Annotated in this window: 21 protein-coding genes; 15 read left to right on the top strand and 6 right to left on the bottom strand. The window is 61.5% G+C overall.

The genetic code is table 11. The annotated features are described in order from the left end of the window. Nucleotides 1–31 precede the first annotated feature (31 nt). The 5 genes from AC1D1J_RS08330 (at nucleotide 32) to AC1D1J_RS08310 (ending at nucleotide 9,921) form a co-directional block, all read left to right on the top strand. Nucleotides 32–430: a response regulator gene (locus tag AC1D1J_RS08330; protein ID WP_457281039.1), complete on the top strand. Its 399-nt coding sequence runs from the start codon at nucleotides 32–34 to the stop codon at nucleotides 428–430. After that, nucleotides 430–795 carry a response regulator transcription factor gene (locus AC1D1J_RS08325; RefSeq protein ID WP_007864987.1) on the top strand — a complete coding sequence of 122 codons (366 nt, stop codon included), beginning with the start codon at nucleotides 430–432 and terminating at the stop codon, nucleotides 793–795. The genes AC1D1J_RS08330 and AC1D1J_RS08325 overlap by 1 nt, the downstream gene beginning before the upstream one ends. Before the next feature lie 21 nt (nucleotides 796–816). Next, on the top strand, nucleotides 817–1,347 hold the full coding sequence (locus tag AC1D1J_RS08320) for a chemotaxis protein CheW (RefSeq protein WP_092131850.1): 531 nt from the start codon (nucleotides 817–819) through the stop codon (nucleotides 1,345–1,347). Between the two features lie 31 nt (nucleotides 1,348–1,378). Then, nucleotides 1,379–3,670 (top strand): methyl-accepting chemotaxis protein, encoded by a 2,292-nt coding sequence (locus tag AC1D1J_RS08315; protein WP_477687310.1) that lies wholly within the window; start codon nucleotides 1,379–1,381, stop codon nucleotides 3,668–3,670. Between the two features lie 68 nt (nucleotides 3,671–3,738). Further along, nucleotides 3,739–9,921: a hybrid sensor histidine kinase/response regulator gene (locus tag AC1D1J_RS08310; RefSeq protein WP_477694385.1), complete on the top strand. Its 6,183-nt coding sequence runs from the start codon at nucleotides 3,739–3,741 to the stop codon at nucleotides 9,919–9,921. An 83-nt stretch (nucleotides 9,922–10,004) separates the two neighbouring features. Here the strand turns inward: AC1D1J_RS08310 and AC1D1J_RS08305 are convergent, their stop codons facing one another. Then, the gene (locus AC1D1J_RS08305) at nucleotides 10,005–11,477 is read right to left on the bottom strand and encodes a cryptochrome/photolyase family protein (protein WP_477687312.1); all 1,473 of its coding nucleotides are present in this window, start codon (nucleotides 11,475–11,477) and stop codon (nucleotides 10,005–10,007) included. 110 nt (nucleotides 11,478–11,587) lie between these two features. Here AC1D1J_RS08305 and AC1D1J_RS08300 point away from each other — a divergent pair, with 110 nt between their 5' ends. The 6 genes from AC1D1J_RS08300 to AC1D1J_RS08275 all read left to right on the top strand — a co-directional run bounded on the left by AC1D1J_RS08300 (nucleotide 11,588) and on the right by AC1D1J_RS08275 (nucleotide 16,201). After that, nucleotides 11,588–12,175 (top strand): YqgE/AlgH family protein, encoded by a 588-nt coding sequence (locus tag AC1D1J_RS08300; protein ID WP_457281035.1) that lies wholly within the window; start codon nucleotides 11,588–11,590, stop codon nucleotides 12,173–12,175. Continuing rightward, nucleotides 12,172–12,594: a Holliday junction resolvase RuvX gene (gene ruvX / locus AC1D1J_RS08295; RefSeq protein ID WP_477671807.1), complete on the top strand. Its 423-nt coding sequence runs from the start codon at nucleotides 12,172–12,174 to the stop codon at nucleotides 12,592–12,594. Before AC1D1J_RS08300 ends, ruvX begins: the two co-directional genes overlap by 4 nt. Next, entirely contained in the window at nucleotides 12,591–13,094 is a 504-nt protein-coding gene (pyrR, locus tag AC1D1J_RS08290; protein ID WP_477671806.1) for a bifunctional pyr operon transcriptional regulator/uracil phosphoribosyltransferase PyrR, read from the top strand. Before ruvX ends, pyrR begins: the two co-directional genes overlap by 4 nt. 66 nt (nucleotides 13,095–13,160) lie before the next feature. Next, nucleotides 13,161–14,123 (top strand): aspartate carbamoyltransferase catalytic subunit, encoded by a 963-nt coding sequence (locus tag AC1D1J_RS08285; protein WP_477668340.1) that lies wholly within the window; start codon nucleotides 13,161–13,163, stop codon nucleotides 14,121–14,123. Continuing rightward, nucleotides 14,120–15,427, top strand: a complete 1,308-nt coding sequence (locus AC1D1J_RS08280; protein ID WP_477694384.1) for a dihydroorotase — start codon at nucleotides 14,120–14,122, stop codon at nucleotides 15,425–15,427. Before AC1D1J_RS08285 ends, AC1D1J_RS08280 begins: the two co-directional genes overlap by 4 nt. 30 nt (nucleotides 15,428–15,457) lie before the next feature. After that, the gene (locus tag AC1D1J_RS08275; RefSeq protein WP_477687316.1) at nucleotides 15,458–16,201 is read left to right on the top strand and encodes a lysophospholipid acyltransferase family protein; all 744 of its coding nucleotides are present in this window, start codon (nucleotides 15,458–15,460) and stop codon (nucleotides 16,199–16,201) included. A 10-nt stretch (nucleotides 16,202–16,211) separates the two neighbouring features. Here AC1D1J_RS08275 and AC1D1J_RS08270 read toward each other — a convergent pair whose 3' ends face one another. Beyond that, nucleotides 16,212–17,294 (bottom strand): ABC transporter ATP-binding protein, encoded by a 1,083-nt coding sequence (locus AC1D1J_RS08270; protein ID WP_477694383.1) that lies wholly within the window; start codon nucleotides 17,292–17,294, stop codon nucleotides 16,212–16,214. 124 nt (nucleotides 17,295–17,418) lie between these two features. On the opposite strand from AC1D1J_RS08270, the gene AC1D1J_RS08265 reads away from it, so the two are divergent. The 4 genes from AC1D1J_RS08265 (at nucleotide 17,419) to AC1D1J_RS08250 (ending at nucleotide 22,132) form a co-directional block, all read left to right on the top strand. Continuing rightward, entirely contained in the window at nucleotides 17,419–19,029 is a 1,611-nt protein-coding gene (locus tag AC1D1J_RS08265) for an ABC transporter permease (protein WP_477687318.1), read from the top strand. Nucleotides 19,030–19,511: 482 nt separating this feature from the next. Next, nucleotides 19,512–19,733, top strand: coding sequence for a CsbD family protein (locus AC1D1J_RS08260; RefSeq protein WP_457281027.1), 222 nt, complete (start codon nucleotides 19,512–19,514; stop codon nucleotides 19,731–19,733). A 69-nt stretch (nucleotides 19,734–19,802) separates the two neighbouring features. Next, a complete protein-coding gene (locus AC1D1J_RS08255; protein WP_477694382.1) occupies nucleotides 19,803–20,375 on the top strand; it encodes a hypothetical protein in 573 nt (190 codons plus the stop codon). Between the two features lie 341 nt (nucleotides 20,376–20,716). Further along, on the top strand, nucleotides 20,717–22,132 hold the full coding sequence (locus AC1D1J_RS08250) for an MFS transporter (RefSeq protein WP_477694381.1): 1,416 nt from the start codon (nucleotides 20,717–20,719) through the stop codon (nucleotides 22,130–22,132). On the opposite strand, the gene AC1D1J_RS08245 is transcribed toward AC1D1J_RS08250, so the two are convergent. From AC1D1J_RS08245 to hutH, 4 genes are all read right to left on the bottom strand, one after another. After that, nucleotides 22,129–22,941, bottom strand: coding sequence for an ABC transporter ATP-binding protein (locus AC1D1J_RS08245; RefSeq protein ID WP_477694380.1), 813 nt, complete (start codon nucleotides 22,939–22,941; stop codon nucleotides 22,129–22,131). The genes AC1D1J_RS08250 and AC1D1J_RS08245 overlap by 4 nt on opposite strands. After that, nucleotides 22,938–23,717, bottom strand: a complete 780-nt coding sequence (locus tag AC1D1J_RS08240; protein WP_477687322.1) for an ABC transporter permease — start codon at nucleotides 23,715–23,717, stop codon at nucleotides 22,938–22,940. The genes AC1D1J_RS08245 and AC1D1J_RS08240 overlap by 4 nt, the downstream gene beginning before the upstream one ends. Before the next feature lie 151 nt (nucleotides 23,718–23,868). Then, nucleotides 23,869–24,825 (bottom strand): ABC transporter substrate-binding protein, encoded by a 957-nt coding sequence (locus AC1D1J_RS08235; protein ID WP_477687323.1) that lies wholly within the window; start codon nucleotides 24,823–24,825, stop codon nucleotides 23,869–23,871. Nucleotides 24,826–24,878: 53 nt separating this feature from the next. Beyond that, the gene (gene hutH, locus AC1D1J_RS08230) at nucleotides 24,879–26,417 is read right to left on the bottom strand and encodes a histidine ammonia-lyase (protein ID WP_477687324.1); all 1,539 of its coding nucleotides are present in this window, start codon (nucleotides 26,415–26,417) and stop codon (nucleotides 24,879–24,881) included. Between the last annotated feature and the right edge of the window lie 21 nt (nucleotides 26,418–26,438).

Raw genomic sequence — 26,438 nt, 5'->3', positions numbered from 1 at the left:
CCGAGGGCCTGCAACATGAGGAGCATAGGCAGTGAGTATTCCCAGTTCCGGACTGAAGGTTTTGGTCATCGATGACAGCAATACCATTCGGCGCAGCGCCGAGATATTCCTGAAGCAGGGGGGGCATGAAGTATTGCTGGCCGAAGACGGGTTTGATGCCCTGTCCAAGGTCAACGACTACGAACCCAACCTGATTTTCTGCGACATTTTGATGCCCCGCCTGGATGGCTATCAAACCTGTGCGATTATCAAGCGCAACGCAAAGTTTGCGGGTGTCCCGATCGTCATGCTGTCCTCAAAAGACGGCGTTTTCGACAAGGCGCGGGGTCGTATGGTGGGTTCGCAAGACTACCTGACCAAGCCTTTTACAAAAGATCAGCTGCTGCAGACCGTACAGGATCTCGGCAGCGCTAAACAAGGAGTAGTGTGATGGCAATCAAGAAAATACTGGTAGTTGACGACTCCAAAACCGAATTGATGTTCTTGACCGATCTGCTGGTCAAAAATGGTTTCACCGTCAAAACTGCTGAAAATGCAGAAGACGCATTTCGCCGCCTGGCGGAAGACAAGCCCGAACTGATCCTGATGGATGTGGTGATGCCGGGGCAAAACGGGTTCCAGCTGACGCGCGCCATCACACGTGACCCGTTGTACTCGGATATCCCCATCATGATGTGCACCAGCAAGAACCAGGAAACTGACCGTGTCTGGGGTATGCGGCAGGGCGCCCGCGACTACATCACCAAGCCGGTGGATGCTGATGAGCTGATGGCCAAAATCAAGGCCCTTGGCTGATTTACGGCGTAAAACCAAAGCATGGCGAACAGACAAGCACTTAGAGAGCTACAAACCCGGCTGGCCGACAGGTTGCAGATTGCGCGGACGCAAGGCGTTGCCGCGTCCTGGCTGGCCGTGGAGGCCGGCGGGAAGAAATACCTGTTTCCCCTGAGCCAATCCGGTGAAATTTTCCCGTGGGTCAGTACGCAGCCTGTTCCGTATACGCAAGCCTGGTTCGCCGGTGTTGCCAATTTGCGCGGTGGCCTGTTTGGCGTCGTGGATCTGGCGAGTTACGTCAGCGGCAAAGCACCCCCTCCCAAAAACGAACTTGCACGCACGGATTCCAGGCTTGTTGCGCTCAACAGCGCCCTGGAAGTTAACTGCGCATTGCTGATCGACAAGCTGTCCGGGCTGCGCAATCAGGAGGCGTTCAGTGATTTTTCCGAAAAAGCGCCCGACGCGCCCGATTTCTTTGGCAACCAGTACGTTGACCTCAATGGTGCAACCTGGCAGGAAATCAACCTTCAGTTGCTTGCCCAGCAAGCGCATTTTTTGACGATAGGCGCATAGCGCACACTGTTTCTCTCCCGGAAGGCTCACCATGTCTGTTATTGAAAATATCCAGAAGCTATTTAAAACCAAGCCCGATCAGCCCGAGGACAGCATGGACATGGCTTCCGTCGGTACGCCAGATCCTCTTGCGACCGGAGCCATGGATCAGGCTTCGCTTCAGACCGCAGCAATTCGGCAGCCGGGTGGTAATGACGATGCTTTCGCGCCCAGCCGTATGGCGACCGCCGAGGACGGCGCACCTGCGGTAAATCAAGAGCTGCTGCGTCTGCCTTTGTTGGGCCGCAGGACCATCGGTCAGCATCAGCGGGTGCTGGTGTTTTTCCTTGCCGTCGCGGTGGCTGTCCTGGGTACGGTGACTTTCCTGGCGCTGAGCCAGGCGGACAAAGTGGCCCAACAGGTGGCGGCTACCGGACAGTCATTGATGCAGTCGCAGCGTCTGGCGAAATCGGTGTCTCAGGCGCTGGTGGGCAGTGCCCAGGCCTTCCCTGACGTGCGTGAGAGTTCTGACGTACTGGCTAAAACCGTGCGCGGCCTGAAATCTGGTGAAGAAACTCTGCGTCTGGCGCCTGTGAGCGATGACCTGCAATCTGATGTGGAAAAGGTCACGCCTTTCATGGAGCGCGCTGAAAAGAACGCGAAAACCGTGATGGGCCAGCAAAATATTCTGACCCAGGTGGGCAACGCCCTGCGTACCATTAACCGCCAGTCTTCGGATTTGCTGGAAATTGCAGAAACTGTGTCATCACTCAAACTCCAGCAGAATGCGGCGCCGGCTGAAATTTCGGCATCCGGTCAACTGGTGATGTTGACCCAGCGGATTGGTAAGTCTGCCAATGAGTTCCTGACCATGGAGGGCGTGAGCCCTGAAGCCGTGTTCCTGCTGGGCAAGGATTTGAACTCGTTCAAGGAAATTGCGCAGGGTTTGCAAGAAGGCAGCCCCGAGTTGCGCCTGGCCGGCTCCAAAGATCCGCAAACGCGCGAGCGGCTGGAAGCCCTTATGGCGCTCTATGAGCAAACCCGTGTGCAAGCCGGTGCCATTTTGGGTAACTTGCAGGGTCTGGTGTCTGCTCGTGAAGCGCAATCTTCGATTATTGCGGACAGCGAGCCCCTTCGCCGTGGCCTTGAGGATTTGCAGGGCAAGTTGTCGCTGCAGACCGGCCTGAGCGTTTTGTCGCTGGCCATCCTCGCGGGTGCTGCTACCTTTGCGCTATTGTGCGCAGCCGGGCTGGCCAAGCTGCAGGTGGAGGACAGCAAGCAACGCCAGGCGGTTGCTGAAACCCAGCGACAGGAAGCCAAAGGGCAAGAGCAGGACGCCAAGCGCGTCAACGACGCCAACCAGGCCGCCATTTTGCGATTGATGAATGAGTTGCAGACAGTGGCTGAAGGCGACTTGACGCAGGAAGCGACCGTGACCGAGGACATTACCGGTGCTATCGCTGACTCGGTGAACTACACGGTTGAAGAGTTGCGGCAGCTGGTGGGTAACGTACAAAACACGGCTACCCGCGTTGCGCAAACGACGGCCCAGGTGGAAAGTACCTCGACCGAACTGCTGGCAGCGTCCACCGAGCAGCTGCGCGAGATTCGTGAAACCGGCCAGTCGGTGCTTGATATGGCATCCCGAATTAACGAGGTGTCCACACAGGCGCAGGAATCTTCCCAGGTGGCGCGCCAATCGCTGACAGCCGCCGAATCCGGCCTGCAGGCTGTGCAGAACGCCATCGGCGGTATGAACTCCATCCGCGACCAGATTCAGGAAACCTCCAAGCGGATCAAGCGACTGGGTGAGTCCTCGCAGGAGATTGGTGAAATTACCGAACTGATTTCAGACATTACCGAACAGACCAACGTGCTGGCACTGAACGCCGCCATTCAAGCCGCGTCGGCCGGTGAAGCCGGGCGAGGCTTCTCCGTGGTTGCGGAAGAGGTGCAGCGACTGGCTGAACGTTCAGCAGATGCTACGCGCCAGATTTCGGCCCTGGTGAAAGCCATTCAGACCGACACGCAGGATGCTGTGGCCGCTATGGAGCGCTCCACGCAGGGTGTGGTTGAAGGGGCCAAGCTCTCCGATAACGCGGGTACCGCGCTGACCGAGATTGACCAGGTGTCCCGCCGGCTTGCTGACCTGATTGAGCAGATTTCAAACTCCGCCTCCCGCGAAGCCGCATCGGCGAACGTGGTGGCCGGCAACATTCAGCACATTTTCGCGGTGACGGAGCAAACGGGAGAAGGTACCCGTTCCACGGCACAGCAGGTGCGAGACCTTTCCCGCATGGCTGAAGAGCTGCGCCAGTCGGTGTCCCGATTCAAGATCGCCTGATGCCAGCTTGTCGTGCGCTGAACGCAGCTTTCGCCCCTGACACCGATTCCTGAACCGGCCCGTTATCTATGCAATCCAACGTCCCGAACTCAACAGCTGCCGAGCTCGATCTCGCTGTCAATGACCTGGGCCCCTTGGCCTGGGTACTTGACGAACTTCGCAAATCGCTGGACGGTGCTGCCAAAGCGCTGAAGCGTTTTGTGCGGGACGCGGAAGCTGCGCGTGGGTCCGATCTTGCGGCGCTTGATGCCAGCCAGTTGCGCATCGCACGGCAGCAACTGCACCAGGCCGTGGGCGCGCTCGAAATGGTGGGCCTTGCCGGGCCAGCCTTGGTGTTGCGAGCGATGGAAGCTGCGGTGCAGAAATTTGTGCAGCAACCTGAGCAATGCAGCCAGGACGCCGCCGGCAAAATCGAACGCGCCAGTTTTGCGCTGACCGAGTATCTGGAGGGTGTGCTGGCCGACAAGCCCGTGTCGCCCGTTTCGCTTTTCCCCCAATACCGTGATGTGCAGGAATTGGTGCGGGCCGACCGCATTCATCCGGCCGACTTGTGGCCGCTTGAGTGGCGCTGGCTGGAGCCGGAACTGGCGACGACAGCGGAGCCCCGCAATTACGATGATGGTGCTCGCGCCGTCATGGATCAATCGGTGCTTCAAATCATGAAGGGTAAGGCGCCGCAGGCGGCCAAAAAACTGAAGGAGCTCAGCCTCGGATTTGCGGCCAGACAGGCGGACCGCCAACCCAGGATATTCTGGAAGATTGCAGCCGCCTATTTCGAAGCGGTCGCGCATGAGTTGCTCGGGTCGGACATCTATGTACGGCGAGCTGCATCACGAATCCTGATGCAGTATGCCTCGCTTGCCAAAGGTGATACGGGGGTATCGGATCGGCTGGCGCAGGATTTGCTCTTCTTCTGTTCGCAGGCTGTTTCTCCCCGTGCCAGCGACACGCCTGCACTTTCTGCAGTCCGGTCAGCCTATGGTCTCAATCGATTCAAACCGGTGGACTATGAGCTCGTTCAGTTCGGGCGTTTTGATCCAGCTCTGCTCGCCCAGGCCCGCAAGCGCATCACGTCTGCGAAAGAAACCTGGTCGTCACTTTCCGCCGGGGACGCCAATAAATTCAAGTCCGTGACGGACCAGTTCAGTCTCGTCACGGATTCTCTGCTCAAGCTTCATCCGCCCAGCGAACCTCTTGCGCAGGCATTGACTCGCGCCGTGGATACGACGGTCCGGTCTGGTCAGGCCCCTGGAATAGAACTGGCCATGGAAGTGGCCACCTCGGTGCTTTACCTTGAAGCTGCTTTTGATGACCTGGATCCGAACGATCCCCAGCTGGCTGTGAGAACCGCCAATCTTGCTGAGCGGCTGGAAGGCGTCCGTGCAGGCGGCGAGCCACAGCCCCTGGAAGGCTGGATGGAAGAGCTGTATCGCCGGGTCAGTGACAAGCAGACCATGGGCAGCGTAGTCGGTGAGTTGCGTGTGTCGCTGGGTGAGCTTGAAAAATCACTTGATGTGTTTTTTCGCAACCCGCAGGACAAAGTCGCGCTTCAATCCGTGCCGGGCCAGCTTTCACAAATGCGTGGCGTGCTGTCGGTACTGGGGCTTGACCAGGCCTCCCACGCCGTGCTGCGCATGCGAGACAGCGTCGAGCAGATGCTGGTCACTGAAATTGATGAACAGCTCGCGCGTGCGGCTGGAACATTCGAGCACCTCGGAAACAACCTTGGCGCCTTGAGTTTCCTCATCGACATGTTGAATTACCAGCCGGCGCTGGCGAAAAAACTGTTTGTTTATGACGCGGAAAAAGGCGAGCTCAAACCTTTGATGGGCCGTACCCAGAACGCCGCCAGTGCGGCGACCTCTGTCACGGTCAACAATGATGTGCTGTCACAGGAAGTGATTTCTGTTGTGCAGGATGCGGGTCTTGGCGAAACTGACCACAACCTCACGCTCAAACTTGACACGCTGGCCACGCATGCGGCGCTGGCCGAACAGCCTGCGCTTGCTCAAAGTGCGCGCGAAGCCGCCGTCGCTGTTTCCGGAAGCAACGCGAGTGTTGCCGCGGAGGCGCTGACGACCTTGGCATTTGCCGTAACGCCGGTGCAGGCGGCGCCTGAGAGCCCGGCCGCGTCGGATGATTTTGAAGAAGACGACCTCCGTGACATCTTTCTTGAAGAGGCACGCGAAGTTGTCGGCAACGGCCAGCAAGCTTTGGCTGCACTGGTCAATGATCCGGCCGATGTATCTCAACTCACGGTTTTGCGGCGTGCTTTTCATACGCTCAAGGGCAGTTCCCGCATGGTGGGGCTCAACGAGTTCGGCGAGGCGGCGTGGTCGCTTGAGCAGATGCTCAATAGCTGGCTGGCCGACCAGAAGGTCGCCACGGATGAATTCCGGGCTTTGTCGCTGGAAGCCATGGGCGGTTTTGCAAAGTGGATTGAAGACATTGCAGGAAATCGCGATGGCTCGTGGTCGGCGTCTACTTTCCGTGCCAGCGCCGATGCAATGCGCACCGAGGGCCGTTACAGCCCCCTGGTGACTGCCGTAGTCGATGCTGCCGAGGTTCCTGTGGTCGCCGTGGCAGCAATGCCAACAGCGTTGGCACCTGAGCTGGAGCTGGATTCAGGTGTTCCCGAGACCGTGGATGCTGAACCTGTTGCCGACCCGGCCGTTGTGACGGATCTGGATTTTGACCTCATGTTTGAGGCGGAAGGTACAGCTGCGATCGCGAGCCCTGTGGAGCCTGCAGGTCCGTCTGTGACAGAAATTGAAGGCATTGATTTCGGCAGTCTGTCCGCGGTTTCTGCGACTGCTGATACAACACCAGCGTCAACGCAGCCCGCTGCGGCGGAGCCGTTCGCATCCCTGGAGATAGATGCAACAGAACCGATCGAACTGTCGGACGCGGATTTCGACAAGCACTTTCAGGCTGAAGCCGTGGCGGCTGAACAGCCGGCGCCTGTGGTCTTTGATTTCACCCCTGAGGGGCACAAACATTTGCCGGCAGCGGCCGAAGGCGCCGATCTCGCCGGGCAACCGCAACACCTGCAGGCTGCCGAAGTTCTGAAGACGGATGATGCGGTCGATGCAACTGACAGTGTGCTGCCATTGGATGGCAATGGTGACGAACAGGTCAAGGTCATAGGTGCCTTGCGCATTGGAATTCCGCTTTACAACGTCTACCTGAATGAAGCTGATGAATGGTCACGCCGGCTTGTGACTGAAGTGGCCGAATGGGCGCTCGAGCTGAACCAGCCGGTCAGCGACTCTACCGTCGCCCTGGCCCATTCCCTCGCGGGAAGTTCCGCGACTGTCGGGTTCCATGCCCTGTCCGGAATGGCTCGGGCGCTTGAACAGGCTTTGCAGCAATCCAGCGTTCATCACAGCAATGGCGCTGCCAGGTATGGCCAGGTATTTGTTGATGCAGCGGAAGACATCCGTCGGCTTCTGCACCAGTTTGCCGCCGGGTTTCTCAAGGAGGCGGATGCAACCATCCTTGACAGGCTGAAGCAACTCGATTTCTCTGATTCGGTTTTGCCCCCGGGTAACGATTTTTCCGACTTCGACTTCTCCCCCGAATCGGTGGAGGTTGAAACGGTCTCCGTAGAGCCGGTGCGCTCACTGGAGCCAGAACCAGAAGTGACCCTGGCCCAGGTAATTGAAATGCCTGTCCCCGCTCAGGTCACGCCGGTGCCTCCACCTGCTGCTGTCGTCTCTCCGCCTGCCCGGCTGGTAGCGACCGTGGCTGCACCAGTGAACTCGAACTTCGAGGAAGACGAAGACGACGAAATCGATGCGGTCGATGCAATCGATCCCGACCTGTTCCCGATTTTTGAAGAAGAAGCTGCAGAACTCATGCCCCAGCTGGGGGGCGCACTGCGGCAGTGGTCTTCACGTCCTGATAACCAGGGCGCACGCATGGAAGTCCTGCGTGCACTTCACACGCTCAAAGGCAGCGCCCGGCTGGCAGGTGCATTGCGGCTAGGCGAAATGGCTCACCGGATTGAGTCCGAAATCGAACATCTCGGCTCTGATGCGGCTTCAACCCAGGAGTTCGAGCCCCTGATGACGCGTTTTGACGCCATGGAAGCGACATTTGAGGCCTTGCGCCGAGCTGATGCGGCTGCTGCGGCTGCCCCCGTCACGCTTGCGCCTATTACGCCTGTTGCACCTATTGCGGCCGTTGAGCCCGTACTGAAGTCGACCACGCAGGACAAGCCCGCCCCAATTGTGGATGCACAGGAAACTCCAGCCGAGAGCGCCGCTCCGGTTGCCGTGGGTGCGGGCCGCAAGCTCACGGTGCCTGCGCCGCAGACCATGGCCATGCAGCCGCTGCGACAGGCGGCCAACGCCTCGATCCGCGTGCGCTCCCAGTTGCTTGACCGCATGGTGAATCAGGCTGGTGAGGTCATGATCACGCGCTCCCGGCTGGAAGCCGAACTCAGCCAGCTCCGGGGCTCGCTGAACGACATGAGCGGTAACTTGAACCGCTTGCGCCAGCAGCTGCGGGACATTGAGTTGCAGGCTGAAACCCAGATGCAGTCGCGATTGGCTCAGGCCAAGGAAGCCCAGGCAGGGTTCGACCCGCTGGAGTTCGACCGCTTTACCCGCGTGCAGGAACTGACGCGAATGATGGCCGAGTCGGTGAATGACGTGGCAACCGTGCAGCGCACCTTGCAGCGCACGGTGGAAGCCACCGAAGACGACTTGATCGCCCAGGCTCGCCAGACCCGAGAGCTGCAGCGCGACTTGCTCCGTACCCGCATGGTGGAGTTCGAAGGCATCTCCGAGCGCCTGTACCGCGTGGTGCGCCAGGCCTCCAAGGAAACCGGCAAGCAGGTCCGCCTGGACTTGCTGGGCGGCACCATGGAAATGGACCGCGGCATGCTGGACCGTATGACGCCTGCCTTTGAGCACTTGCTGCGTAACTGCGTGGCCCACGGTATTGAAAGTACGCAGGTTCGCACCGATGCGGGCAAGGACCCGGTCGGCCTGATCACCGTTCACTTGCGCCAGGAAGGTAACGACGTTTCGGTTGACTTCAGCGATGACGGCGCCGGCTTGAACCTGGCACGTATCCGCGAAAAGGCCGTCAGCCTCGGGATGATCACGGCTGATCAACCGCTGGAAGACGGCGACGCCGCGAACCTGATTTTCATGCCCGGCTTCTCTACGGCCGCGCAGGTGACCGAGCTGGCAGGACGCGGCATCGGTATGGATGTGGTCCGCTCTGAAGTCAACGCGCTCGGTGGCCGGATCGAAACCTCCACCGTCGCCGGTCAGGGAACGCACTTCAAGCTGGTACTCCCGCTGACTACTGCTGTGACGCAGGTGGTGATGATCCGCTCGGGCAATCTCTCAATCGGCGTACCTGCCAACGTTGTGGAAACCGTCAGGCGCGCTTCGGCCAAAGAACTGCAGCAAGCCTATAACACCGGCACACTGGAGATTGCCGGCGAGTCGATGCCCTTCTTCTGGTCCGGCGCATTGCTGCAGGCCTCGCACCACAGCGCCGAAGCCCAGGGCAAAACCACACCGGTCGTGATCTTCCGAAGCGCCGCACAGCGCATTGCCCTGCACGTCGACGAAGTGTTGGGCAACCAGGAGGTTGTGGTCAAGAACCTGGGCCCCCAGTTGTCCCGTTTGCCTGGCCTGGCCGGTATGTCAGTGCTGGCTTCCGGTGCGGTCGTGCTGATTTACAACCCGGTTGCGCTGGCTTCCGTGTATGGCCAGCAGGCGCGCGCATGGAGTTCAGACCGGGCCGAGCCGCACATGCTTGAAGGCTCCGGCGCTACCGCGGCAACCACCGACGGCGGCAGCGGCAGCGTCGCGAAAACGACGATGTCGGCACCTGTCGCCCCGCAGATCCCGTTGATTCTTGTGGTCGATGACTCCATTACGGTTCGCCGGGTTACGCAACGCCTGCTTCAGCGTGAAGGCTACCGTGTCTCCATGGCGGCCGACGGTCTGCAAGCGCTTGAACGCCTGCAGGAAGAGCGGCCAGCCGTGGTGCTGTCAGATATCGAAATGCCGCGCATGGATGGTTTTGACCTGGCGCGCAACATCAGGGCTGACGTGCGCCTCAATAACCTGCCCATCATCATGATCACGTCCCGCATCGCCGAGAAGCACCGTGAACATGCCAAGGAGCTGGGCGTCGACCACTATCTGGGCAAACCGTTCTCTGAAGAAGAGTTGATGAGTCTGGTGCGCCACTACTGCGCCGCCGAAACCGCCGCTTCTGCCTGAGAAAAACAGCAAAATCAGGCTGTAGTCCAGGCAGAACGTGCGCAAGCAGCTCCTAAAATAATAGCAAGGCCTGAGAGTTCCTCTCAGGCCTTTTTTACGACCGCATAGCGCTGCAGCGTCAGCGCCCGCGCTTCGTCGTGCTGCACGATGGGCATCGGGTAGTTTTGGCCCAACACCACGCCCGCGGCGGCCAGCTCCAGTGGGTTCGCTAGCCAAGGGCTGTGCAAAGCCTTGTCTGGCAGCTGTGCCAGCATCGGCAGGTATTTGCGGATAAATTTACCTGCGGCGTCGAACTTCTCGCTCTGGCCGACCGGGTTGAAGATGCGGAAATAAGGCTGCGCGTCACAACCCGTGCTTGCCGCCCACTGCCAGCCGCCGTTGTTGGCTGACAGGTCAAAGTCGTTGAGCTTTTCGGCAAAGTAGCGTTCGCCCCAACGCCAGTCGATGCCGAGGTCTTTCACGAGGAAACTGGCAGTCACCATGCGCAGGCGGTTGTGCATATAGCCCGTCTGATTAATCTGGGCCATTGCCGCGTCCACCAGCGGGTAGCCCGTCCGGCCTTCGCACCAAGCCTGGAAAAGCACTTGGGCTTTGTCCCCGCTCTCCCACTGTATCGCGTCATAGTCCGGCTTGAACGCGCTGCCGACGGCGTGCGGAAAATTGGCAAGGATCTGCGCGTAAAAATCACGCCAGATCAATTCGCTGAGCCAGGTGGCGGCACCTTCATTCCCTCGATTTGCAGCGTTCAAAGCCAACGCAGCCATGTGCCGTATCGACACCGTGCCAAACCGAAGGTGCACGCCCAGATAACTCGGGCCCTTGACGGCCGGGAAGTCCCGCACCTCCTTGTACTGCGCCATGCGGCCAACGAAATCCCCCAAAAGCTGGGCCCCCCCTTCACTGCCCGTGGGGATTTTCAGTGCCAACAGGTTGCTGGCTTGAAACCCCAACTCGCCCAGCGATGGGACAGGGCGCCTGCTTGCCGATACCGGTGCCAAGGCCGTACCGTACTTTTCGACGGGATAAGCTTTGAGGTAAAAATCGTCCACCTTCTTCAGCCATGCATTTTTGTAAGGCGTGAACACGGTGTAAGGCTTGCCCGCCAGGGTCAGCACCTCCTGGCGCTCAAAAATGACGTGATCCTTGAAACTGTGAAAGGCCTTGCCCCCGGCCTCCAGCGCCGCCAGCACCGCCGCGTCGCGCGCCAGCGACCGGGGTTCGTCATCGTGGTTGGTAAAAACGGCGTCGACACCCAACTCAGCGGCCAGCCGCACCACCGCGTCCGCGGCATCGTGATAGGCCGTCAACAGGCCGGCGCCGAGGCTGCCAGCCGCTGCGCCCAGCTTCTCCAGCTGGCCATCCAGGCTCAGTACCGATTCCTGTATGAATTCCACGCGGCGGTCAGTTCGGGGCAAAGCCTCCAGAATGGTTTTGTCAAAAACAAATGCGCAATACACCTGCTTACATGCCTTCAGCGCGTGGTACAGAGCAGCGTTGTCCTGAACCCGCAGGTCGCGCCTGAACCACATCAACCCCGTTTCATACTTCTTTTGCATCCGGCCATCGTAGCGAAAAGCGGCTATCCGGCCTTAGATCCCCCCGCGGATTGGCGGGTGGCCGGCAGGTTGGGCTCCCCGCGCCGTCCCGTCCGGCGTAAAATCCCGCCATGGCCACGGATTCTGCATCGATCAACCTCACGCACCACTTCCTCATTGCCATGCCGGGGATGGACGATGAAGCTTTTGCCAAGAGTGTGGTGTACATGTGCGAACACAGCGACCGGGGTGCGCTGGGGCTGGTCATCAACAAGCCCAGCGATATCAATCTCAAGAACCTGTTCGACAAGGTCGAGTTGCCTCTGCGGCGCGACGACCTGACCCAGTCCCCGGTATTCCAGGGCGGCCCGGTCCAGACCGAACGGGGCTTTGTGCTCCACGAATCCATGATGCCGGGCAACGAATCGGTCTATGCCTCGACGATGACGATTCCTGGCGGCCTCGAAATGACCACCTCCAAAGACGTGCTGGAAGCGCTCTCCACGGGCGCTGGCCCGCGCAGGGTGTTTGTCTCCCTCGGATATTCGGCCTGGGGTGAAGGCCAGCTGGAATCAGAAATCTCGGACAACAGCTGGCTCACGGTCGCTGCCGACGTCGGTGTGATTTTCGACACACCGGTAGAGCAACGCTACGACAAGGCGCTCATGCTGCTGGGCCTGCAAAGCTGGATGCTCTCTCCCGAGGCCGGTCACGCATGAGCCTTGCGGCCATGCCTTCCCTTCGGGCCTCCGGCCTCCAAACCTTTCTGGCTTTCGACTTCGGTCTCAAGCGCACCGGCGTTGCCACCGGCAACGTGCTGACCCGTACCGCCACCCCCCAGCCCACCATCAATGCTGAAGGCAGCGACGCCCGCCTCAAGGCGGTCGAGGCGCGCATCAAGGAGTGGCAGCCCGACGCCCTCGTCATCGGCGTGCCCTTTCACCCCGACGGCGCAAGCCACGACAATACCGTGCGCGCACAAAAGTTCGCCCGCCAGCTTCGCGGGCGCTTCGGCCTGCAGGTCTTTGAGGTGGATGAACGCTACAGCACCACCGAAGCACTGGCCGGCGGCGCAGCCGATGCCGACGCAGCCTCGGCCTGCATCATCCTCGAGCAGTTTTTAAGGAGTTTTCCATGAGCAGCCTGACCCTGGACGCTGAGGCGCTGTATAGCGACCTGCTGCGCGGCATGCGCCAGCAACTGGCGTCTTATCCCCAACCACCCAAGCTGGTCGGCGTGGCCTCGGGTGGTGCGTGGCTGGCACAGCGCCTGCAAAAAGACCTGGGCCTGGAAGGCGAAGCCGGCGTGCTGTCGTCCTCCATGCACCGCGACGATTTTTCACAGCGCGGCCTGGCTTCCAGCGGTCAAACGCTGCTGCCTTTTGACGTGAACGGCGCCCACCTGGTCGTGGTGGACGATGTGCTCTACACCGGCCGCACCATCCGGGCGGTGCTCAACGAATTGTTTGACTACGGCCGGCCCGCCAGTGTCAAGCTGGTCGTACTGGTAGACCGCGGCGGGCGCGAGCTGCCGGTGCAGCCCGACCTGGCGGTGGCGCGCGTGGCCTTGCCCGCTTCGCAGTCGCTTGAACTGGCCCGCGCAGAGGACGGCAAGTTCAGCTTCCAGGTTCAGGGCTGATCGTCACCATCACTATTACTGCCAGGCCACCCCCAAAAAACCAAGAGACCCCAAGGAGTCCATCACATGCTGTATCGACGAAATCCGCAACTCAACAAAAACGGCGAGCTGATTCACCTGCTGTCGATTGAAGGCCTGCCCAAGGCCACCCTGACGCAGATCCTCGACACCGCCGCCAACTTCGTCAGCGTCAACAACCGCGAAGTCAAAAAAGTCCCGCTGCTGCGCGGCAAGAGTGTCTTCAATCTCTTCTTTGAAAACTCCACCCGCACCCGCACCACCTTCGAAATCGCCGCCACGCGGCTGTCGGCCGATGTCATCAACCTGGACATCGCGCGCTCATCGGCCTCCAAGGGCGAGTCGCTGCTCGACACCATCGCCAACCTGAGTGCCATGGCCGCCGATCTCTTCGTCGTGCGCCACAGCGAATCGGGCGCACCTTATCTGATCGCCCAGCACGTCGCGCCGCATGTGCACGTCATCAACGCCGGCGACGGCCGCCATGCGCACCCCACGCAGGGCCTGCTCGACATGTACACCATCCGGCACTACAAGAAAGATTTCAGCAAGCTCACGGTCGCCATCGTCGGTGACGTGCTGCACTCGCGCGTGGCGCGTTCCGACATCCACGCACTCACCACGCTGGGCTGCCCCGAAGTGCGCGTGGTCGGCCCCAAGACCCTGGTGCCCGCCGACATGGCGCAGATGGGCGTGCGTGTCTGCAACACGCTCGAAGAAGGTATCAAGGACGCCGACGTGATCATCATGCTCAGGCTGCAGAACGAACGCATGTCCGGCGCGCTATTGCCCAGCAGCCAGGAGTTCTTCAAGAGCTTCGGCCTCACCACCGAAAAATTGAAACTGGCCAAGCCAGACGCCATCGTCATGCACCCCGGGCCTATCAACCGCGGCGTTGAAATTGACTCCGCCGTTGTCGACGGCACGCAGAGTGTGATCCTGCCGCAAGTCACATTTGGTATTGCAGTCCGCATGGCCGTCATGAGCATAGTCGCAGGGAACGAAGCATGAAGATACTCATAAAAAACGGCCGCGTCATCGACCCAGCCTCGAAATTCGACGAAGTTTGCGACGTGGCAATTGCCGCGGGCCGCATCGTCTCGCTCAAAGGCCCGCCCGCTGATTTCGCGGCCAACAAGACGATTGATGCCACGGGCTGCATCGTCGCCCCCGGCCTGATCGACTTGTCCGCCCGCTTGCGAGAACCTGGGCACGAGCACGAAGGCATGCTCGAAAGCGAACTCGCCGCGGCTGTGGCCGGCGGCGTCACAAGCCTGGTCTGCCCGCCTGATACCGATCCGGTACTCGACGAGCCCGGCCTCGTTGAAATGCTCAAGTTCCGCGCCGAGAAGCTGCACCAGTCGCGCGTGTTCCCGCTAGGTGCGCTCACGCGTGCGCTCAAGGGTGAGACGCTGACCGAGATGGTCGAATTGACGGAATCGGGCTGCGTAGGCTTCAGCCAGGCCGAGGTGCCGCTGGCCAACACGCAAGTCATGATGCGCGCCCTGCAATACGCCTCGACCTTCGGCTACACCGTCTGGCTGCGCCCGCAAGAGATGTACCTGGGAAGCGGCGTCGCTGCCAGCGGCGCTTTGGCCACGCGCCTGGGCCTGAGCGGTGTATCAGTCGCCGCCGAAACCATCGCACTGCACACCATCTTCGAGCTGGTGCGTGCCACCGGCGCGCGCGTGCACCTGTGCCGCATCAGCAGCGCCGCGGGTGTGGCCCTGGTGGCCAAGGCCAAGACAGAAGGCCTGGCCGTGACCTGTGACGTCAGCATCAACAGCCTGCACTTGACCGACGTGGACATCGGCTACTTCGACAGCCGCATGCGGCTGGACCCGCCGCTGCGTCAGCAGCGCGACCGCGACGCCATCCGCCAGGGTTTGGCCGACGGCACCATCGACGCGCTGGTGTCGGACCACACGCCTGTCGACGAAGATGCCAAGACACTGCCCTTTGCCGAAGCCGAGCCCGGCGCTACCGGGCTTGAGTTGCTGCTGGGCCTGGCCTGCAAATGGGGCGCCGACAGCGAAGCCGGTTTGCAGCGCGCGCTGGCGGTGCTCACGAGCGAACCGGCACGGGTGCTGGGCAACGCGCTTGGTACGCTGCAGGCCAGCGCGGGGCAACTCGTCAAGGGTGGTGTTGCCGACATCTGCGTGTTCGACCCCGCCGGTGAGTGGACAGTCGAGCCCGCCGCCTTGCGCAGCCAGGGCAAGCACACGCCGTTCTCGGGCCACCAGATGCCTGCGCGAGTGCGCTGGACTATCGTGGGCGGGCAGCTCGCGTATGAAGCCCCTGAAGCCTCGCACTGACGTGCCCGTTTTGCGTATGAGGTGTCGTGCATGAAGTGGCTTCGCTTTGTCTGGACCTTGCTGCGTGCGGTCGTGCACGCGGTGACAGGTTTCTGGACCATCAAGACCGTTTTCCCCAAGCTGCCCCAGGCTGAACAGGAGGCACGCGTGCAGGCATGGGCCGGGGCCATGCTGCGCATCGTGGGCATTGAGCTGGTGGTCCAGGGCGCGCCGCCTGCCAGTGGCCCGGTGTTGCTGGTGGCCAACCATATTTCCTGGCTCGACATCCTGGTGATGCATGCCTCGCGGCACTGCCGTTTTGTCTCCAAGGCGGATGTTCGGGACTGGCCTTTTGTGCGCACGCTGTCAGACGGCGCAGGTTCCCTGTACATCGAGCGCACGTCGCGGCGCGACGCCCACCGCGTCGTCACGCAAATGGCCGACAGCCTTCGCGCGGGCGACATCCTGGCGGTGTTTCCCGAGGGCACCACCGGCGACGGCATCACCCTCAAGCACTTTCACGCCAACCTTATCCAGGCGGCCATTGAAGCGTCTGTGCCGGTGCAGCCGGTGGCGCTGAAGTTTATCGATGCCGCCAGCGGCGAAACCAGCTTTGCGCCCAGCTATGTGGACGACGAAACCCTGGTCGGCTCGATCTGGCGCACCCTGACGGCGCCGCCCATCAAGGCGATCGTCACCTTCGGCGAGGCGCAGGCCCCGCAAGGCCAGACACGACGGGTGTGGGCTGAGACGCTGCGAGAGGACGTTGAGCGCCTGAGGCAGACACAGGGCTAAGGACAGGGCTTCAGGCCTGCACCGCGCCGGTTTCGCGCGGAAAGGTCACCACATGGTCGACCTCGGCGCGAATGCCTATCCACTCGCCCAGCGCGTGGTTGTGGTGCGAAGGCACGTGCGCCATTACCGTTTCGCCCGTCTGCAGTTTGAGCGTGTACAAAAACTCTGACCCGCGAAATGCCTTGCGCACGATCTGCGCTTTCACTGGTGCGTTGTCGTCATGCACGATGTCGTCGGCGCGCAGCAGCACGTCGCACAGGCCGCCGGCATACGCGCCGGGCAAGGGGCATTCGAGCATGTCCGTCAGGTCGCCCAGCGCAGTGTGCACCACCACGTCGTCGCCGCGCTGCTCGATATGCGCTTGCGCAAACACACCATGGCCGATGAAGTCAGCCACAAATCGGGTGGCAGGGCGGTGGTACAGCGCATAAGCCTCATCCCACTGGTGCAGTTTGCCCTGGTGCATTACGCCGATGCGGTCGCCGATGGCAAAAGCCTCCAACTGGTCATGTGTGACGAACAGTGCGGTGGCGCCGGCCGCCTTCAGGATGCCGCGCACCTCATGAGCCAGGCGCTCACGCAAGTCCACGTCCAGGTTGGAAAAAGGCTCGTCCAATAGCAGCAGGCGCGGCTGCGGTGCAAGCGCGCGCGCCAGTGCCACGCGTTGCTGCTGGCCGCCTGAAAGCTCATGCGGAAAGCGCTTGTGCACATTGCCCAGGCCGACCAGCTCCAGCACGTCTGCGACGCGCTGCTTGCGCTGAGCGGGTGTTAGATGAGTGAGCCCGAAGGCCACGTTGTGCGCGGCATCCAGATGCGGAAACAGCGCGTAGTCCTGAAACACCATGCCGATGCGGCGGGATTCGGCCGGCACATGCAAGGCGGCGGTGCTCACCACATCCTTTGCCAGCATAATGCTGCCGGCATTGGCCCGTTCAAGGCCAGCCACTGCGCGCAGCAAGGTGGTTTTGCCGCAACCTGAAGGCCCGATCAGAACGCCGATTTCCCCTGCCTGGAGGCTGAACGACACGCCGTCCACGGCGGGTTTTGAGCGGCCGGCGTAGTGCACGCCGAGCTGGGAGATATCCAGAAACATGCAAACAATTGTAGATGCTTACAATTCTCATTTGCAGTGACTGACTGCAAGTTCATGGCGAACGCAGGCGGGGGCAGGGCCCCTACTCGCGAGAGGCCTTTTTCCTGAGGCTTTCCGGGGCTCCATGTTTCGCCGATATTTCCCTTCTGTTGTGCTGTTTTTGCTGGTTGGGCTGCTGACGCTGCCGGTGCTGGCCGTCGCCTTGTCCTGGCTGCAGTTCAACAGCGATGCGCAATCCATCCTGCTGCAGATGCTGCAGACCGTGTTGCCCGATTACACGCGCACATCACTGCTGCTGTGCCTGTGCGTGGCCTTTGGCGTGGCGGTGGTGGGAATGGCCACCGCCAGCATGGTCACGCTGTTTGATTTCCCCGGGCGCCGGGTGTTTGAGTGGGCCTTGCTGCTGCCGCTGGCCATGCCGGCCTATGTGCTGGCCTATGCGTATACCGACTTTCTCCAATACGCCGGCCCGCTGCAGACCTGGCTGCGTGCCAGCTTCGGCTTGCAGGGCCGGCTGCTGCCCGAGGTGCGCAGCCTGGGGGGTGCCGTACTGGTCTTCACCGTCGCGCTCTACCCCTATGTGTACCTGCTTGCGCGCACGGCCCTGTCTGAGCGCGCCGTGCACCTGATGGAAGCGGCGCGCCTGCTGGGCGCACCGCTGTCGCGCCGCATCCGCGGTGTGGCGCTGCCGCTGGCGCGGCCTGCCGTGGCCGCTGGTGTGGCGCTGGCGCTCATGGAAACGCTGGCCGACTTCGGCGTCTCCAGCTATTTCGGCATCCAGACCTTCACCGCCGGCATCTACAAGGCGTGGCTCTCGATGGACAACCGCATCGCTGCGGCGCAGCTGGCGACCGTGCTGCTTTTCTTTGTCGCGCTGCTGCTGTGGATAGAGCACAGCGCGCAAAAGCGCATGCGCTTTGCCACCGGCCGCGGTGCACGCGCCGGCGCGCAAGACGCGGCCCCCGCGCAGTTGCGCGGCCTGCGCGCCGTTTCGGCCTGGCTCGTGTGCGCCGTGCCCATCGCGCTGGGCTTTGTGCTGCCGGTGCTCTTTATGCTGCGCCCGCTGGCGCTGGGCTGGGACAACCTGCTTTGGGACAAATTCATTGGCTGGACGCTCAGCAGCATTGGCCTCGCAGGCTTGAGCGCGCTGTTGGCCACCGCGCTTGCCTTGGGCCTGGCCTTTGCGGTGCGCCGTCAGCCGGGCCTGCTCACCCGCGCTGCCGTGCACCTGGCGGGCCTGGGTTATGCCGTGCCAGGCGCGGTGATTGTGGTCGGCCTCTTGCTGCCCGTGGGCTGGCTGCAGGCCGCCGCGCCGCAGACGAGCGCGGGCTACTGGGTCACCGCCACCATCCTCGGCGTCGTCTGGGCTTACCTGGTGCGCTTCAGCGCCGTGGCGCTGCAAAGCCTGCAAAGCGGCTACTCGCGCATCCCGGCCAGCTTTGACGACAGCGCGCGCATGCTGGGCACCAGCGGCCTGGGCATCCTCAGCCGCGTTCATTGGCCGCTGCTCAAACGCTCGGTGGCGGCAGCGGGCCTGCTGGTGTTTGTCGATGTGATGAAAGAGCTTCCCGCCACGCTGGTGCTGCGGCCCTTCAACAGCGACACCCTGGCCGTCATCACCTACCAGCTCGCGCGCGACGAGCGGCTCGGTGAGGCCGCCTTGCCCGCGCTGGCGCTGGTGCTGGTGGGTTTGCTGCCCGTCGCACTGCTCAGCCGCACACTGCGGTCAAAGTAAACGCAACCAGCCTGTCCCCGTCACCCGCACTCAGGCCTTGGCCTTGATGTAGCGGTATTCCTGTGTCGGGCCACCAAGCCGCAGGCTTCGGCGCGCACATCGTGCACATTGCCCAGCAGCTTGCAGGAGGAGGAAAAGGCTTCGCGACGTACTGCGCTTTTTCATCTTTGGTGTTGGCACCTCGCACCCCCTTGATGTCGAAAGAAAAACCGTTCTTGCCTTGGCTGGCCAGCGTGCTATGCAACTATGTTCCGGCCAGGAAGCCGTTGCGAATTTTGTTGCTTTCCTTCGCGCAATGGCGCGCTCTCGCAGCGCGGCACACAGCCCTGTAAGCATGAACCTACGCTCATCAAATACGGGGACCTACGGTGGGAGAAAAAGAACGAACTTATGGTGTGAATATGCCGCCCGGGAAGTAGCACGCAGCGAATAGGACATTAGTGCCACGGGCGAATTTATCAATTGACGTTCAGGAGGACACCATGAACAAAGACCGCGTGGAAGGCAACTGGCTTCAATTCAAAGGCAAGGTCAAAGAGCAGTGGGGCAAGCTCACTGACGACGACCTTGATGTGATCGCCGGCAAACGCGACCAGTTGCTGGGCCGCATCCAGGAGCGCCACGGCCTCAGCAAGGATGAGGCTGAGAAGCAGGTCGCCGCCTGGAAGGACCGCAACCCGACCGATTTTTTTGAGCGTTATTGATCCGCCGTTGAGCGCTCCAGGGTCCATCCCCAACCAATCCATAACTCCAACTCATCCAAAGGAAAATCCATGAAAACCAAATTGCTGATGCTGACAGCCGTGATGTCCTGTGCTTTTGCCGGCCAGGCCCTGGCTATGACCAAAGAGGAACATAAAGCCCAGAGCGACCGCATCTCGGCCGACTACAAAGCCGGCCGCGACAAGTGCGCCACCTTGAAAGACAATGCCAAAGACATCTGCGCGGCCGAAGCCAAAGGCGCTGAAAAAATCGCCAAGGCCGAACTGGAAGCCCAGTACAAGCCCAGCCCGCGCAACACCGAAAAGGTTGCCTTCGCCAAAGGCGATGCCGCCTACGACGTCGCCAAGGAAAAGTGCGACGACCTGAAAGGCAATGACAAGGACGTCTGCGTGAAAGATGCCAAAGCGGCCCACGTCAAAGCCAAGGAAGACGCCAAGGTCGCCAAGACCTCAGCCGACACCAGCAAGAACAAGACTGAAAAAGTGACCGAAGCCAGGAAGGACGCCAACGCCGAAAAGCGCGAGGCCGATTACAAGGCTGCCAAAGAGCGCTGCGATGCCCTCACCGGAACCGCCAAGGACAGCTGCCAGAACGATGCCAAGGCGAAGTACGGAATGAAGTAAATCGCCCACCGGTTTGCCTCGGCAAGGCACACCGGAATGACAACCCCAATCCCGGCTCTGCATTTGCAGTCCGGGATTTTTATTTTCTGCTATCAAATAGATAGCTGCTTGCGCACGATGTGAATGACCCGGTGGCCATTTGTGTAAAAAATTGGCACGCAGACCGCTGAAAGCAGCCGACCGCAGGCCATGCGCCTGAGCCTGCGCGGGCGCGGCATTTCCCATCAGCGGCCCCCACGCTGCGCATCCCATGCTGCGCCCGTAAAATCGGGGCCTTTGGGATTCAGCTGGCTGCCTTCATGGCGACTGACCTGATCCCATCAGTTCCAGCAAAGGTACGCATGATTGTTCAGGATGGTTTGCCCGCTCGCGAACGCTTGCGGGCGTTGCTGGTCATCATTCTCGGGATTGTCATGGCGGTGCTCGACGGGACCATCGTTAACCTGGCGCTGCCGGACATCGCCCGTGAACTGAACGCCGCGCCCGCCCAGTCCATCTGGGTCGTCAACGCCTATCAGGTCGCCACGCTGGCGCTCTTGCTGCCGCTGGCCACACTGGGCGACATCATCGGTTACCGTCGCGTTTACCTGGCAGGCATGGCCGTGTTCACGCTGGCCTCGCTGCTCTGTGCGCTGGCTGATTCATTGACCACACTGGCGCTGGCCCGCGTGCTGCAGGGCTTGGGCGCGGCTGGCCTCATGAGCGTCAACACCGCGCTGGTTCGGCTCATCTACCCCAAACACCTGCTCGGCCGCGGCATCGCCATTAACTCGCTGGTGGTGGCCACCGCCTCGGTGGCCGGCCCGTCGATTGCGGCCGGCATTCTTTCCGTCGGTTCGTGGCCGTGGCTGTTTGCGCTCAATGTGCCATTCGGCCTGATGTCGCTGTGGTGGGGGCGCAAGGCCCTGCCCGAGAACACCGCCAAGGCAGAGAGCCTCAAGCTCTCGCCGGTCGATGTGGTGCTCAACGCCCTGATGTTCGGCCTGGTGTTCCTGGGCGCAGACGGCCTGGGTGTACGTGTGGAAGCTGTGCCGGGTGCTGCATCATCCTTGTGGCTGCCGCTGGCCGAGCTGGCCGCCGGAATCGTCATCGGCGTGATCTACGTGCGCCGCCAGCTGGCCATGCCCGTGCCGTTATTCCCGCTTGATTTGCTGCGCATTCCCGTGTTCGCGCTGTCCATGGGCACGTCGATAGGCGCCTTCTGCGCGCAGACGCTGGCCTATATCTGCCTGCCCTTTTTGCTGCTGGGCAACTACGGCTTCAGCCACCTCGAGGCGGGCTTGCTGCTCACCGCCTGGCCGCTGGCGATTGTGGTGACTTCGCCGCTGGTGGGCCGGCTCATCGGGCGCTATCCAGGCGGCCTGCTGGGCGGCGTTGGCATGGCCATGCTCTGCCTGGGGTTGGTGTTGCTGGCCTTGTTACCCGCGCAGCCGGCGCAGGCCGACATCGTCTGGCGCATGGCGCTGTGCGGCATCGGCTACGGCCTCTTTCAGTCTCCCAACAACCACACCATCATCACCTCGGCGCCCGCACACCGCAGCGGCGGCGCCAGCGGCATGCTGGGCACGGCACGTTTGACGGGACAGACATTGGGCGCGGTTTTACTGGCGATGATTTTTGCCGTGTCCAGTCCCGGTGAAGGCGGTCAGGGTGCCCTGATTGCCCTTTGGCTGGCCGCTGCCTTTGCCGCCACGGCCGGTGTTTGCAGCGCCTTGCGCATGACGCAGGCAGCACGAACCAGAACTCAGACGGATTAAACAACGGGCGCCTGCAGGCCCGCCGCCCGGTGTACCTCGACGCGGATTTCTTCGGTAAGTTTTGCCTTGAGATCCGTGAAAACCGGCGTTGTCTTTACCGAGTAATGCCGTGGATGCGCCAGTGGCACCGCAATGTCGCATTTGATGCGGCCCGGTCTTGCACTCATGACGACCACACGGCTGCCCATAAAGATGGCCTCATCGATGTCATGCGTCACGAACAGCACGGTTTTCTGCTCGGCCTCCCAGATGCCTTGCAGCAGCTCCTGCATCAGCTCACGCGTCTGATGGTCCAGTGCGCCGAAGGGCTCGTCCATCAGCAGGATGCGCGGGTTGTTGGCAAGGGCACGAGCGAGTGCTGTGCGTTGTTGCATGCCGCCCGAGAGCTGCTTGGGGAAATGATTCTCAAATCCCTGCAGTCCGACCTTCTTGATGAATTGGTGCGCGATATCGTGCTGCTTTTCCAGTGGCATGCCTTTTTCCCGCAGGCCAAAGCAGACGTTTTGCAAAATCGTGAGCCACGGAAAGAGCGTGTAGCTCTGGAACACCATGCCGCGGTCCGCGCCTGGGCCCGCTATGGGTTTGCCGTCCAGCACGATGGTGCCGCTTGTGGGGATGTCCAGCCCGGCGACCATGCGCAGCAGTGTGGACTTGCCGCAGCCTGAAGGGCCGAGGATGGTGATGAAGTCGTTCTCGGCAACCGCCAGATCAGTTGCTTGCAGCGCGACGGTGCCGGGGCCCTTGTTGGCGGCAAAGGTTTTCGACAGCTGGTTGACGGTCAGGATCGGTGTGGAGGAAGAAGAAGTCATCGGCCTAACTGAGCCCACGGGAAAAGTTTTCTATTGAGCGCTTTAAACGCCAGGTCGGTGACCAGGCCGAATACACCAATGACGATGATGCCGAAGATGATCTGGTCGGTTGCCAGCAATGCCTGGCTGTCGGTGATCATGTGGCCGATGCCGCTGGACGCGCCTATCAGCTCCGCGACGATCACATAGGTCCAGGCCCAACCCAGTACCATGCGCAAGGTCTCGGCAATCTCGGGCGCTGCGCTGGGCAGCAGCACGCGTACCACGATCCCGCGGTCGGCCGCGCCCAACGTGTAGGCCGCCTCGACCAGGTCGCGCCGGGTGTTGCCGACGCTCACGGTAATCATCAGGACCAGTTGAAAGAAGGAGCCGATAAAAATCACGGCGAGCTTTTGTGCCTCACCAATCCCGGCCCAGAGGATGAGCAGCGGAATAAACGCAGAGGCGGGCAGGTAACGCGCAAAGCTCACAAAAGGTTCAAAGAACGCTTCAACCGGCTTGTAGGCGCCCATCATCACCCCCAGCGGAACGGCCAGCAAGGCGGCAATCACAAAGCCGCCCAGTACCCTCCAGACCGTCATGCCGATGTCCTTGATAAAGCCCTGGTTGGCCAGCAGGTCGTAGCCAGACCTCACCATGGTGATCGGGTCGGCGAGGAATGTCTTGGAGACATAGCCGCCCAGCGTGAAGATGGCCCACACCACGAAGAACAGAACAAAGAAACTCACGCCCAGCGCGATGCGCGCGCCGGGCGACACGGGTTGGAGTGGCTTCATGCTGATGGCTTGATAGGGTGGTGTGCCTTCGCCAGTGCCAACGCGGAACCGGCTTTGCCGGGCCGCAGGTGGCGCCCCCTTGAGGGGCTGAGAGCCGCCGCCTCTGGCGGCGGTGCGGTGCGGTGCGGGCGGAGGCCGCTTCGGGGGGGGCTCATTTCAGAAAGCGCGTGTCGGCGAGCTTGCCCATATCGGGCAGCGACTTGATGATGCCCGCTTCCATCAACAGCTCGGCCGCTTCCTTGCTGAAGGCAGCGTGTTCGCCGGCAAAGAATTTCTGGTTGGCTGCACGGTCTTGCCAGCGCAGGTATTTGGACGAGGCCTCAAAGGCTTCGCCGGTCTGCTTCACGTCGGCGCCCATGATCTCGAAACTCTTCTTCGGTTCTTTCTGGATCATCTCGACAGCCTCAAAGTAGCTGTCGGCCAGGGCCTTGGCAGCCTTGGGGTTTTCAGACAGGAACTTGGGCGTGCAGCCGAAGGTGTCCATCACCATGGGGTAGTCCAGCGTGGTGGCGAGGATCTTGCCGGCCTCTGGCTTGGCGCGCACTGCGCCCAGGTAGGGCTCGTAAGTCATGGCGGCGTCGAGACCGTCGGTGCCGGCGATCATGGCATTGGCGGCCGCCTGCGGGCCCATGTTCACTACCTTTACATCCTTGACCGACAAGCCGTTCTTCTTCAGGAACCAGGCCAGCCCGAAGTAGCCCGCCGTGCCCGGAGCGTCAGCGGCAACGGTCTTGCCTTTGAGGTCGCTGATTTTCGAAATATTGGGTTTGACCACCATGCCGTCGGCGCCGTAGCTCTTGTCGAGCTGGAAGATCTGCGTGGTGGCCACACCGTTGGCGTTCCACACCACCCAGGTCTCGACTGTGGTGGCGGCGCACTGCACGTCACCTGAAGCAATCGCCAGGTGGCGGTCTTTTTGTGGAATCTTTTTGATCGACACATCAAGCCCGTTCTTCTTGAAGATGCCGGCTTCTTTGGCCAGGGTCAGCGGGGCAAAACCTGTCCAGCCGGAGATACCGACGGCGACTTTGGTTTCTTGCGCGTGGGCGCTACCCATGGCGAGAGCTGCGACGCCGGCCAGCATCGAAAGGGCGAGTTGTTTCTTCATGAAGTTGCTCCTGTTGGGGGTATCGACTGAGGTATTGCTAATGTATGCAGGCTTCATGCCAGCCGCAAGGCGGTCAACTCGGTGATTTGGGCTTCTCCGGCCAGACCAATGAGTCCGCCCGCCACCAGTTGGTGCACCTTCTCCATGTCGGGCGCGAGGCTACGGTCATGCATCATGGCCGGAGAGACCTGGCGCACCAGTTGCAGCACACCCTCCAGCACGGCGGAGCTCTTGAGTGGGCGCAAGAATTCAATGCCTTGCGCGGCGGCCAACAGTTCGATGGCGACGATGTATTCGGTATTGCGCAACATGGGCTGCAACCGGCGCGCCGCGAAGGTGGCCATGCTCACATGGTCTTCCTGGTTGGCCGAGGTCGGCAGGCTGTCGACGCTGGCGGGGTGGGCCAGTGATTTGTTTTCAGAGGCCAGCGCGGCGGCTGTGACATGCACGATCATGAAGCCGGAGTTGAGGCCCGGCTCGGGCGTGAGAAAAGCCGGCAAGCGCGAGGCCACGGTATCGACCAGCATGGCGATGCGGCGCTCGGTAATCGCGCCGATTTCGGCAATGGCAACGGCCAGTGCGTCGCAGGCCAGCGCAACCGGTTCTGCGTGAAAGTTTCCCCCTGAGAGCAGCGTTGCGTCATCGGCAAACACCAGCGGGTTGTCGGTCACGGCGTTGGCTTCGCGCATCAGCACCTGCGTGGCATAACGCATCTGGTCCAGGCAGGCGCCCATCACCTGCGGCTGGCAGCGCAGGCAGTAAGGGTCTTGCACGCGGTCGTCGCCCTCGATGTGCGAGCGGCGAATCTCGCTGCCCACCATGATGGCGCGGTAGGCGGCGGCGCAGTCGATCTGGCCCGGCTGGCCGCGCACCGCATGGATGCGTGGGTCAAACGGGCCGTCGCTGCCCCGCGCGGCGTCCAGCGTGACGGCGCCCGAGATCACGGCAGCCTCGAACAGGCGGTCAGTGGCAAGCAGCGCATCCAGGGCCAGCGCGGTGGAGACCTGCGTGCCGTTGATCAGCGCCAGGCCTTCTTTGGCCGACAGCTTTACCGGTGTGATGGATGCTTGCTCGAGCGCTTCGACCGCAGCCATGCGCCTGCCTTGGTAGAACACCTCGCCTTCGCCGATGAGTGGCAGGCACAGGTGCGCCAGAGGGGCCAGATCGCCCGAAGCGCCTACTGAGCCCTGGCAGGGGATCACCGGCGTCAGGCCTTTGTTGTAGAGCGCTATCAGTGTATCGATCACGACTTCCCGCACACCGGAATAACCGCGTGCCAGGCTCGCGGCCTTGAGCAGTAGCACCAGTCGTACCACACGCTCGGGCATGGGCTCGCCCACACCTACGGCGTGAGAACGCAGCAGGTTAAGTTGCAAGACTTCGAGGTCGGCCTGCGCAATGCGCTGATTGGCCAGCTTGCCAAAGCCGGTGTTGACGCCGTAGACGGCGGCACCACCCTGTGCCGCATGCTGTACCAGGGCTGCACTGGCGCGAATGCCCGCTACAGCAGATGGGTCAATGGCGAGTGTTTCACGTCTGGTGTGAACTTGCCGAAGCTGGGACAGCGTGAGATAGCCGGGTTGGATGTTCATGAGGGGGATCCCAGGTTCGTC

The organism is Polaromonas sp. P1_F8, assembly GCF_056405635.1.
This window is presented reverse-complemented; position numbering and strand designations above follow the sequence as displayed.

Excerpts from the sequence above, each read along its gene's own strand:
- AC1D1J_RS08325 (WP_007864987.1), top strand. The coding sequence starts at position 430 with ATGGCAATCAAGAAAATACTGGTAGTTGACGACTCCAAAACCGAATTG.
- AC1D1J_RS08320 (WP_092131850.1), top strand. The coding sequence starts at position 817 with ATGGCGAACAGACAAGCACTTAGAGAGCTACAAACCCGGCTGGCCGAC.
- AC1D1J_RS08315 (WP_477687310.1), top strand. The coding sequence starts at position 1,379 with ATGTCTGTTATTGAAAATATCCAGAAGCTATTTAAAACCAAGCCCGAT.
- AC1D1J_RS08310 (WP_477694385.1), top strand. The coding sequence starts at position 3,739 with ATGCAATCCAACGTCCCGAACTCAACAGCTGCCGAGCTCGATCTCGCT.
- AC1D1J_RS08305 (WP_477687312.1), bottom strand. The coding sequence starts at position 11,477 with ATGCAAAAGAAGTATGAAACGGGGTTGATGTGGTTCAGGCGCGACCTG.
- AC1D1J_RS08300 (WP_457281035.1), top strand. The coding sequence starts at position 11,588 with ATGGCCACGGATTCTGCATCGATCAACCTCACGCACCACTTCCTCATT.
- ruvX (WP_477671807.1), top strand. The coding sequence starts at position 12,172 with ATGAGCCTTGCGGCCATGCCTTCCCTTCGGGCCTCCGGCCTCCAAACC.
- pyrR (WP_477671806.1), top strand. The coding sequence starts at position 12,591 with ATGAGCAGCCTGACCCTGGACGCTGAGGCGCTGTATAGCGACCTGCTG.
- AC1D1J_RS08285 (WP_477668340.1), top strand. The coding sequence starts at position 13,161 with ATGCTGTATCGACGAAATCCGCAACTCAACAAAAACGGCGAGCTGATT.
- AC1D1J_RS08280 (WP_477694384.1), top strand. The coding sequence starts at position 14,120 with ATGAAGATACTCATAAAAAACGGCCGCGTCATCGACCCAGCCTCGAAA.
- AC1D1J_RS08275 (WP_477687316.1), top strand. The coding sequence starts at position 15,458 with ATGAAGTGGCTTCGCTTTGTCTGGACCTTGCTGCGTGCGGTCGTGCAC.
- AC1D1J_RS08270 (WP_477694383.1), bottom strand. The coding sequence starts at position 17,294 with ATGTTTCTGGATATCTCCCAGCTCGGCGTGCACTACGCCGGCCGCTCA.
- AC1D1J_RS08265 (WP_477687318.1), top strand. The coding sequence starts at position 17,419 with ATGTTTCGCCGATATTTCCCTTCTGTTGTGCTGTTTTTGCTGGTTGGG.
- AC1D1J_RS08260 (WP_457281027.1), top strand. The coding sequence starts at position 19,512 with ATGAACAAAGACCGCGTGGAAGGCAACTGGCTTCAATTCAAAGGCAAG.
- AC1D1J_RS08255 (WP_477694382.1), top strand. The coding sequence starts at position 19,803 with ATGAAAACCAAATTGCTGATGCTGACAGCCGTGATGTCCTGTGCTTTT.
- AC1D1J_RS08250 (WP_477694381.1), top strand. The coding sequence starts at position 20,717 with ATGATTGTTCAGGATGGTTTGCCCGCTCGCGAACGCTTGCGGGCGTTG.
- AC1D1J_RS08245 (WP_477694380.1), bottom strand. The coding sequence starts at position 22,941 with ATGACTTCTTCTTCCTCCACACCGATCCTGACCGTCAACCAGCTGTCG.
- AC1D1J_RS08240 (WP_477687322.1), bottom strand. The coding sequence starts at position 23,717 with ATGAAGCCACTCCAACCCGTGTCGCCCGGCGCGCGCATCGCGCTGGGC.
- AC1D1J_RS08235 (WP_477687323.1), bottom strand. The coding sequence starts at position 24,825 with ATGAAGAAACAACTCGCCCTTTCGATGCTGGCCGGCGTCGCAGCTCTC.
- hutH (WP_477687324.1), bottom strand. The coding sequence starts at position 26,417 with ATGAACATCCAACCCGGCTATCTCACGCTGTCCCAGCTTCGGCAAGTT.